General features: G+C 30.7%; 6 protein-coding genes. 4 read left to right on the top strand and 2 right to left on the bottom strand.

The features are described from left to right. The coding region (locus tag NE665_RS23305) for an oligosaccharide flippase family protein (RefSeq protein WP_256302662.1) at positions 1–1,255 on the top strand (1,255 nt) is incomplete at its 5' end. A 102-nt stretch (positions 1,256–1,357) separates the two neighbouring features. Here NE665_RS23305 and NE665_RS23300 read toward each other — a convergent pair. Both NE665_RS23300 and NE665_RS23295 read right to left on the bottom strand, forming a co-directional pair. Next, the gene (locus tag NE665_RS23300) at positions 1,358–2,443 is read right to left on the bottom strand and encodes a tyrosine-type recombinase/integrase (RefSeq protein ID WP_002611072.1); all 1,086 of its coding nucleotides are present in this window, start codon (positions 2,441–2,443) and stop codon (positions 1,358–1,360) included. Positions 2,444–2,506: 63 nt separating this feature from the next. Continuing rightward, positions 2,507–2,860, bottom strand: coding sequence for a hypothetical protein (locus NE665_RS23295; protein WP_002611070.1), 354 nt, complete (start codon positions 2,858–2,860; stop codon positions 2,507–2,509). Positions 2,861–3,022: 162 nt separating this feature from the next. Between NE665_RS23295 and NE665_RS23290 the strand changes: the two genes are divergently transcribed. From NE665_RS23290 to NE665_RS23280, 3 genes are all read left to right on the top strand, one after another. Further along, positions 3,023–3,292 carry a hypothetical protein gene (locus NE665_RS23290; protein ID WP_002611068.1) on the top strand — a complete coding sequence of 90 codons (270 nt, stop codon included), beginning with the start codon at positions 3,023–3,025 and terminating at the stop codon, positions 3,290–3,292. 307 nt (positions 3,293–3,599) lie between these two features. Beyond that, a complete protein-coding gene (locus tag NE665_RS23285; RefSeq protein ID WP_142691781.1) occupies positions 3,600–3,911 on the top strand; it encodes a hypothetical protein in 312 nt (103 codons plus the stop codon). Positions 3,912–3,994: 83 nt separating this feature from the next. Beyond that, positions 3,995–4,192, top strand: coding sequence for a helix-turn-helix transcriptional regulator (locus tag NE665_RS23280; RefSeq protein ID WP_002611064.1), 198 nt, complete (start codon positions 3,995–3,997; stop codon positions 4,190–4,192). Positions 4,193–4,349: the final 157 nt, after the last annotated feature.

Raw genomic sequence — 4,349 nt, 5'->3', positions numbered from 1 at the left:
CTGCATGAACTCTCGCATTATTGCTTTTCGTGGCGTATCCTTTTTTCTTACCATTTTAAAAACCTCCAAACCGAGTAATTTTATCTTACATCAGTTTAGAGGTTTACACAATCTTTGGGATACTCCCATTCCAATACCTGTTAGAGCTTCATTTGTTTTTCTAATATGTTCTTTCTTACAAAGGGGAATATCTTTTATTACTACGCCAATATTTACAAGAATATTATCAACAACTGAATACGGACAATTCACTATTTTTAATTCATGGATGCAGATTATTACACCTATTATTTCTTTAAATTTATATTCTGGTGTGTACTCTCAAGGCGTCATAAAGTTTGAGAAGGATCGTAATAGATATTCATCTTCATTACAGGGACTAAGCCTATTACTTTGTTTTATTTGGCTTATTATATATTATATTTTTAACGATTGGTTTAATTCACTATTCACACTTTCTACAATTCAGATAATGGCGATGTTCATTATGATATGGTCAAGTGGAGCATTCAATTTTTGGTCAATGGAACAAAGGGCTGATTTTAGATATAAAAAGCTAGCTTTATTGACGATTGCAGTATCTGTCACACAACCTGTTCTAAGCGTCATACTTATTCTAAATAGTAAAAATAAAGTTACAATTCGTATATTAAGTATGGCCTTTGTGCAATTCGCTTTTTATGTTGGTACTTTTATATCTCAAATAAAAAAAGGAAAGACACTATTTTCAAAGGTATATTGGAAATATGCATTGCAATTTAATATACCTTTATTACCACATTATTTATCTCTTACTGTACTGAGCAGTTCAGATAGAATAATGATAAGCAGTATGGTTGGAGCCGATAAAGCAGGAATTTATAATTTAGCATATGCAGTTTCTATGATTATGACTATGTTTAATACTGCTTTATTACAGACTATAGAGCCATGGATATATCGTAAATTAAGAGATAAAGAAATAGATGGTTTATCCAGAGTTGCATATCCATGTTTTTTTCTAATCGCAGCAGTGAACCTCTTGCTAATATTATTTGCCCCTGAATTAATTTCTGCGTTTGCTCCACATGAATATTATGAAGCTATATGGGTTGTCCCGTCTGTTGCATTAAGTGTACTTTTTATGTTTATGTACTCATTTTTTGCTACTTTCGAATTTTATTATGAGAAGACAAATTATGTGGCAATTGCTACTATAGGAGGTGCAATACTTAATATAATATTAAATTATTTTATATTAAAAAATTCAAAATGAAGATTTAGCCCTTTAAAATGGGGCTTTTTTTTATCTTTTCCTTCTTGTGATACGAATTTGAAACTAAAATTTATTTCTTTTTCATGGTTTTCCCTAATAAAATCATATCGAAATGAGGTTCTTCGGTATGCTTTTATCAAGAACTACCATGACATCTTTTCGTCTTGATGGCAACATATGAGCGTAGACAGTTCTAACTGTTAAAACAGAATCTCCAATCAATTCTGCAATAGATGTATCATCATACCCTTCATGGATTAGCATAGACACATAAGTATGTCGAAAATCATGAGGTGTCATGCGTTTTAAATGACATAAATCCAAGTGTTTTTCCAATGTAGTTCGGATAAGGTATTGAGGTATCATTTTGTTAAAATGTTTACCAAAGAATATGTATGAATCATTGGTAAAAGAATCTTCTTGTGCACAAAGTTTTTTAAATTGTTTTAAAAGTAAATTCAATTCATTGTCGATAGGTACAATACGATTACTGTTTTCCGATTTCATAACCTTGTTAATAAAAAAGGATTGCTTCTTAAAGTTTGTCCATTTCAAGTTTCTTAACTCTGTAATTCGCAATCCAGTAGAATATAATGTCCGAAAGAGGAGTTTCATTTTGATTGTATCCAAAGAATTGATAAAAGTGACAAAATCCTTTGGGTCTAAAATGACATATTCTTTTTTCTTATCTTCTTTATGACATTTTATATATCCAACTTTACTTAACGGATGATAATCTATATCATAAATATCATTTGCATAGGTGTAGATACCACTGAAAGCAGTGTGAATGACATTGATAGAAGGTTTGGATAGTCCTTTTTTAACTAAAGCCGTGTGCCATTCTGTAATTTCTTTTTTCTGTATTTGAAGTAAATCTCTACCTAAAAAATAAGGTTTAATATGTTTCTTGTAGATACAGGAGTTCGCATTGTAGGTAGAATCTTTCCATTCTGTCAATCTCATATAGTCAGAATATTCTTTCCAAACATCTTCTAATTTCAAGCCCAATACAAAATTATATTTTGCTTTCTGCTTCAACTGAATCATGATAACTCTTTCATAATTCAACGCATCACTTTTTTTCTTAAAACCACGAACTGTCTTTTTTTTGTAAAATCCTTTTTTTGGAGTGTAGGAAGTGGATATATACCATGTTCCTCGTTGTTTATCTTTATATACTGGCAATTTGATCTCTCCTCTCTAAGTTCAATTTAAAGAAGGAAGATAAATTGAAGTATATTATGCGTATTATTTAAAGGATGCCATTCGTTTTACTTCATCATGAATTGTTTGCAACTGTTCATCATTTAGTAAAAATAATGTTTTAAATGTATCATGAAGAAGTTCGTTTTTATTTTCATCATCACTTAAAATCATGATTTGTGTCCATAATACATAAAAATCCATTTCCATAGCATTTGCAAAGTGTTTAATAATGCGTGAAGTGAGTTTAACATCTTTACGCTTTATTTGATGATATAGAGCATAACTAATATTTGCTTTTTCAATAAAATTTCGCAGGTTTATGTTTTTCCTAGTTCGATAATCCGTTATGATCTCAATAAGTTTATCCACATCATATATGCTAGGTTCTTTTTCCATTTATTTCACCACCTTCGTTATATTCACTTCTATTATACGATATACTACTCTAACAAGTCCATTAAGACTACGATTAAAAACTACAAAAGATGTGGTATATAAAAACTATACTTTTTGGTTTTGATTATGCTATGATGATTTTGCGAAAGGAGTGTTTCAAGTATGAGGCAGAATCAACAAGATAATGAACATAGAAATATAATTAGAGAACAAATACTTAGAAAAGGATACGCTCACCAATACGATATACGGAGGTTTATTCCTTGTGGTAGGGAAAAAGCGAATCAAATTCTAGCACAGGAAATGTTGGAAGCAGAAAGAGAAGGGAAGAGTACAATCACAGGAATCAGTGCAAATCGATTACCTAAATATGTAGGACTTACAAAAGAAGAAATCCAAGCATATGCTGAACAAGAGAAAAATCGGAAGTGACTTCCTATTTTTGATAAAAGAGTTGTGTTCTCTTTAAACACATAGAAGGGAAAAAGTGAATGGTATCATATTTTAGAAACAAAAGCGTTTCAGGAAGGATGATACCATGTATAGACTTTACTATCTAAGAATATGAAGGAAAAATCAAGAAGTACAGAAATTAAAATCGTAGTGGATGCAAAAGACAATAATATAGATTGTGTCGCTACTGTCAATGTAGGTTCAATAGACTTGGATACGACAATCGAATTATTACAAATCTGCATTGATGAACTCACAAAAAAGAAAATGGAAGGAGAATATTGAGATGATATTACAAACAAACGATCATGTAACATTTATTAAAAGCATTATACGAAATGCTTCTGAGGAAGGAAGATGTGTGAATGAAATTGAATCTGAAGAAATTGCGAACAGTTTAAAGGCTATGTTGCAAGAATGTGATGATTTAGAAAACTGTATGGTAACTGCGAATCAAAACACAATAAAATATGAGTCGTTGATAATGAAATTAAACGAATTGATGAATTGCATCAGTGAATACCCTTGGGTACTGGATACAGCAATAGATGGAATCGGAGAACTGATTGTAAAAGTGAATCAGAAGGCTCATCTTTAAAAGAAAAGGCACTCGCTTGAGTGCCATCATTACAAATGTCATAAAATTCATATATAATACATTCAAGAAAAGAGGGAGCAACTATGACATTAACAGAGTTATTAGAAAAAAAGGGGTATTCTATTTATAAATTAAGCAAAAGAACAGGGATAAGGGAATCTACCCTATATGCCATCATCAATAATAATACTTCCATTAAAAATATTAAATTTGATACTGTACATAAAATAGCAACAGAACTGGATATTCCTAGTGATTGGCTATATAAAAATATAGATTAAAAGTAATTGAAATACTACAAAAGTTGTAGTATACAGACTGTTGACAAAGTGACTGTCGACAGTCTTTTTAAAATCTGATAGAATATCTGTGGCAGAAACGTACTTCATAAACCCAAAAATAGTCGACGTTTCTGCCATTTATTATGCCAAAAATGAT

Origin of the sequence: Clostridium sp. DFI.1.208, from assembly GCF_024463855.1 — a bacterium.
In the GTDB taxonomy this organism is placed as follows: Bacteria; Bacillota_I; Bacilli_A; order Erysipelotrichales; family Erysipelotrichaceae; genus Clostridium_AQ.
This window is presented reverse-complemented; position numbering and strand designations above follow the sequence as displayed.